Annotated in this window: 5 protein-coding genes; all 5 read right to left on the bottom strand. The window is 74.7% G+C overall.

Going from position 1 to position 4,744, the window contains the following annotated elements; translation table 11 throughout:
• Positions 1–65: 65 nt before the first annotated feature.
• Positions 66–707, bottom strand: a complete 642-nt coding sequence (locus EFE23_RS27455; protein WP_123243771.1) for a hypothetical protein — start codon at positions 705–707, stop codon at positions 66–68.
• A 13-nt stretch (positions 708–720) separates the two neighbouring features.
• Complete coding sequence (locus EFE23_RS27450) at positions 721–1,224, bottom strand: phage tail protein (protein ID WP_123243770.1); 504 nt, start codon at positions 1,222–1,224, stop codon at positions 721–723.
• A 1-nt stretch (position 1,225) separates the two neighbouring features.
• A complete protein-coding gene (locus EFE23_RS27445; protein WP_123243769.1) occupies positions 1,226–3,124 on the bottom strand; it encodes a phage tail sheath subtilisin-like domain-containing protein in 1,899 nt (632 codons plus the stop codon).
• A 248-nt stretch (positions 3,125–3,372) separates the two neighbouring features.
• Positions 3,373–4,089, bottom strand: coding sequence for an AfsR/SARP family transcriptional regulator (locus EFE23_RS27440; protein ID WP_158675942.1), 717 nt, complete (start codon positions 4,087–4,089; stop codon positions 3,373–3,375).
• Positions 4,090–4,339: 250 nt separating this feature from the next.
• On the bottom strand, positions 4,340–4,744 hold a 405-nt coding region (locus EFE23_RS28350), incomplete at its 5' end, for a hypothetical protein (RefSeq protein ID WP_199737270.1).

Below are 4,744 nucleotides of genomic sequence, written 5' to 3'. Positions count from 1 at the left end.
CGAGCCGACGGTGACCGGGGGCCGGGTGGCGCGGGCGGCCAGCCGCGCGACGGCCGGCGGGACGTTCACGGCGTACCCCCCGCGGCGAGCGCGGCCAGTCGGCGCCGGCGCTCGTCCGGCAGCGACTCGATCACCGCGAGGTCCCAGCCGTACCGGGAGGCGAGCAGGTGCACCTCCCGGTCGATGTCCACCCGCAGGCCGCTGAGCGCGCGCAGCACCAGCGCGACCACGTCGACGTCGACCTCCAGCGGCGCGGCGCAGTCGCAGCAGGACGAGCGCACCGGCCCGCACAGCGACCCCTCCACGCGGGCCAGGTCGTCGAGCGTGGCGCCGTCGCCGACCCGACACCGGGCCAGCAGCCGGTCCGGGTCGCCCCCGGCGGCCAGCAGATCCGCGTAGCTCGGCTCGCGTACGCCGACGCCGGGCGCGCACCAGGCGCTGCGCTCGTGGTGCTCGCCGACGTCGGCCCGGCCCAGCGGCAGGGTGGTCAGCGCGCCGCAGGCCGGGCAGGCGACGGTCAGGTCGAGCGGACGGCCCAGCGCCCGCTCGTGCACGGCGAGCAGCAGCCGGTCGGCGGTGCCGGCCGGCAGGTACGCCGGGTCCGGCTCGGGGGCGGCGGCGCGCAGCACCGCGACGGCCTGCGTGAGGAGGCCGTCGCCGTCGTCGAGCGCGGCGACCAGCCGCGCCAGACCGGGTGCCGCGGGCATGACCGGTCCCGCCTCAGACACTCTGCTCGGCCGGCTCGGTGACCGAGGTGTCGCGCTCCCAACCCTCCAGCTCCAGCTTGATGCTCTGGATCGCGATCACCGCCGTCGCGGCGTCCAGCGCGGGCAGCGCCTGGTACTCGGAGACCCAGCAGCGGAACAGCTTGTAGCTGAGCACCTTCTGGTTCGCCTCGTTGAACACGTCGACGATGAGGTCCTTGCGGAAGTCCCGCAGCGAGATGCCCGGCTGGCGCAGGCTGGCCACCTTGTTCGCCCACGCCTCGAACGCGAGGTCGTGCGTGACGCCGCGTTCCAGGGTGACCGCGTCGTACGTGGTCAGGCCCGGGCTCTTGCGGTCGTGGCCGGGGTCGCCGCCGACCCGGTGCGTCACCGGCGCCGTGGACCGCTTCAGCGGGGACATCTTCGACAACCCCGCCACGTACACGCCGTCCCACCGGACCCGGAACATGTGGCTCTTGTACGGGTCGAAGCGCGTGGGGTTCACGCTGAACTCGGCCATCTCACTCTCCTGCCTGGCTCAGCTGGGTGATGGTGATGATCACGAACTCGGCGGGCTTGAGCGGGGCGAACCCGACCACGACGTTGACCCGGCCGTTGTCGATGTCGGTCTGCGGGTTGACCGTGGAGTCGCAGATGACGAAGAAGCTGTCCGACTCGGCGTGCTTCTCCGACTGCTGGAACGCGCCCTGCCGGAACAGCCCGCGCATGAAGCCCCCCACCGCCAGGCGCAGCTGCGCCCAGAGGTCCGGGTCGTTCGGTTCGAAGACGGCGAACTGGGTGCCCAGGTAGAGGCTGGTCCGGATGTAGTCGGTGAGCCGGCGGACGGGGACGTACTTGGAGTCGCTGGAGAGCACGTCGCTGCCGGCGAGGGTCCGGGCGCCCCAGACCACCATGCCGGCGCCGGGGAAGGTACGCAGCACGTTGAGCCCGAGCGGGTTCAGCGTGCCGGAGACGTCGTCATTGGTGGGCGCGGTGAGCCCGACGGCGCCGGCCACGCCGGCCTCCAGCCCGGCCGGGGCCTTCCACACCCCGCGCGAGGCGTCGGTGCGGGCCATGATGCCGGCGACCGCGCCGCTGGGCCCCCAGCCGTCCGCGCCGCCGTCGGGGGTGACCAGCCGGGGCCAGTAGACCGCGCCGTGCGCGCCCTGCGCCCGCAGCAGGTTCGCGGCGGTCTTCAGCTGCGCCGGGTTCAGCCCCGGCGCCGGGTCGATCACCAGGAACGCGTTCTGCCGCCGGCAGTAGTCCAGGGCGGTGTTGATCGAGGCGGTGTCCGCGGTCGTCACGCCCGGCAGGCAGAGCAGGTTGAACCGCGGGAAGTCCAGGGTGTCCAGGGCGAGCAGGCCCTGGCCGGTGGTGGCCGACACGATCTCGTTGGCCCCGACGGTCGCCCCGTCGGACCCGCCGGCCAGTGGCGCCGCCGCGGCGACGGCCGGCCGGTACGGCGCGCTCGCGCTCACCTCGACGCCGCCCCGGGCCACGCCCAGGCCGAGGTCGGCCGACGCGTCGTCGAGGCCGGTCAGCCCGACCACGACCGCGCTGTTCAGGTCACTGGTCTTGCTGGTCAACACGAGCTTGCCGCCGGAGACGCTGGCGGTGACGGGCCAGATCGAGCCGGTGGCGTTGATGTGGTCGCGGACCTGCGCCAGGGTGTGCGAGACCGGCGGGTCCTCGGCCGGGAAAAGGACGTAGTCGTTCGCTGGCCCCTGGTCGACCGAGAGCCGCAGGGTCTTGCCGGTCACGGTGACGTTCGCCGGGCTCAGCGCCCCGGTGGACGTCCCGGCCGAGGGCGCGGGCGCCGGCGTGCCGGTGACCTGGGCGGTGACCAGGGTGCTGGCGTTGAGCACGGACACCACGTAGCGGGTGCTGGCGGGGGACATGGACAGCTCCCGCCAGACCTCCTTGACGGTCACCGTCGCCGGCCCGCCGCCGACGCCCGGCGTCCACTCGGTCAGTTCCAGGTCGAACCGGTCGGCCGGGAACTCGTCGGCCGCCTTCACCTCGGCGAAGAGGCCGGTCTGCCCGCTCGTCCCGGCGCCGCTGCCGTTGGCGTACGCCCCGCGCGAGCGGGCCCGCAGGGTCACCGTCAGCCCGTTCACGGCGGGCAGGGCGAGGGTGCCGGCCGCCGCGCCCGCGCCGAGCGCCCGGACCACCACGGCCTGGGCGCCGCCGTTGACGAAGAACTGCCCGACGGCGTGGCCCATCGGGTGCGCGGTGTCCATCACGTCGCCGAACTGCCGCAGGTAGTCGGCGAAGCTGGACACCGGCACGGGCGTGTCGCCGGGGCCTTTGCGGGCGGCGCCGACGAAGGCGGTCAACGACGTGGACACACCGGTGATCGCGTGGCTGCCCGACGGACGTTCGAGCACGTACACGCCGGGGTATGTGGTCTGCACGCTCATGCCCGGATTCTGGCCGGCGCTCGTCGCCGGGCCGTCTCCCGCGCGTGGCCCGCCCGTCGTGGCCGCGTCGCCCGCGCGTCACCGCGGCGTCGCCGCCGCAGCGGCCCGCAGCCCGGCGCCGCCGTCACGGGGAACCGTCGCTGACCGAAAGGGTACGCAGGACCGCCCGCCCGGCGGAACGCCAGGCTCGGCCGGCGGGGCGGACGCGCCCGGCCGGCCGGCGGCGGGTGGTGGGAGGTGGGGGCCGGTCAGCCGACCGGCACGGGCAGCATCTCCTGGAGTTGCCGGCTGGGCCGCAGCCGCAGCTCGTCCCACAACAGGTCACGGAACCGGCCGTACTGCCGGATGGCCTCCGAGGTGTTGCCCTCGGCCAGGTGGGCGGCGACCACGATCCGGTGGGCGCTCTCCCGCAGCGGGTCGAGCCCGACGGCGGCGAGCGCGGCGACCAGCGCGGTCGCGGTACGCCCGGCCTTCAGGTCGTTGCGCGCGAGCGCCTCCAGCGTGTGCAGGCGTACCTGGCGCAGCGACTCGCGTCGCCCGTCCAGCCAGTCGTAGGACCACTCCGGCAGCAGGTCGCCCTCCAGCAGGCGCACGGCCCGCCGGTTCACGGTCGGCTCGCTGGTGGTGACCGCCTCGGAGAGCCGGTAAATCTCGTGCAGGTCGATCTCGACGCCCCGGGCCAGCCCGATGTGCTGGTGCTCCTGCTCCAGCAGCCCCGACACGTGCCGGTTGAGCCGCCAGAGCGCCTGCCGCAGCGACGCGTGCGCGTCGCGTTCGCTGCGCTCCGGCCACAGCGTCCCGGCCAGGGTGGCCCGCGGCGGTGCGTGGTCGGCGACGGCGAGGCAGCCGATCAACCGTTGACTGCCCTCGGGCAGTGCGACGTACCGTCCGTTGACCAGCACCCGGAAGCGGTGCAGCACCTCGACGCGCACGTGCCGGGCCTGAGTTGTCGCCGTACCGTCCACCGGCCCTCCCGACAGTGTCGCTGCCGGACGCGGCAGGACCCGGTCACGTCCTGGCGTGACCAGCGGACGTGCTCGGGCCGCCGCCCGGTCTCCGCGACCGCTCCGCGATCATCTCAGGGCATCGTGGCAGCTCAGTCATCGACCGGGCGAGGGTGTGTAAGAAAGCCGATGCAACAGGTCGGTGCCGGGGCGGCTGCCGGCCGGATCGGGCGGGATCACCGGGTCGTCCCGCCCGAACCGGGAGCCGTCGTCAGGCCGGCACGACGTCGACGCGGGGGCCGGCCGGCTTCCCGGTGCCGGGCAGGGCCAGCAGGGTCTGCCCGGTGCCGTCGTCGACCACGGCGACCCGTACGGCGTCCGGATCGCGGTCGGCCAGGGGCACGGCGAACACCGCGGTCACCGGCCGGCCGTGGAACCGCGCGGCGTGCCCGACGAAGCGCCAGTCGGTGTCGTCCCAGTGCTCGCGTACGTCGGAGCGGAGCAGCGGGGCCACCCGACGGTAGGCGTCGCTGAGCTGGACCTGCTGGAGGGTGGCCAGCAGCGGGAGGCCGGCGCCGCCGCGCAGCGGGTGGGTGAGCCGGGCCCGGAGCCGGCGCAGCGGCAGCAGCCAGCCGGCGTCCAGTTCGGGGGAGAGCGCCACCACCAGCGCCGCCTC

The organism is Micromonospora solifontis, assembly GCF_003725545.1.
GTDB lineage: Bacteria > Actinomycetota > Actinomycetes > Mycobacteriales > Micromonosporaceae > Micromonospora > Micromonospora solifontis.
This window is presented reverse-complemented; position numbering and strand designations above follow the sequence as displayed.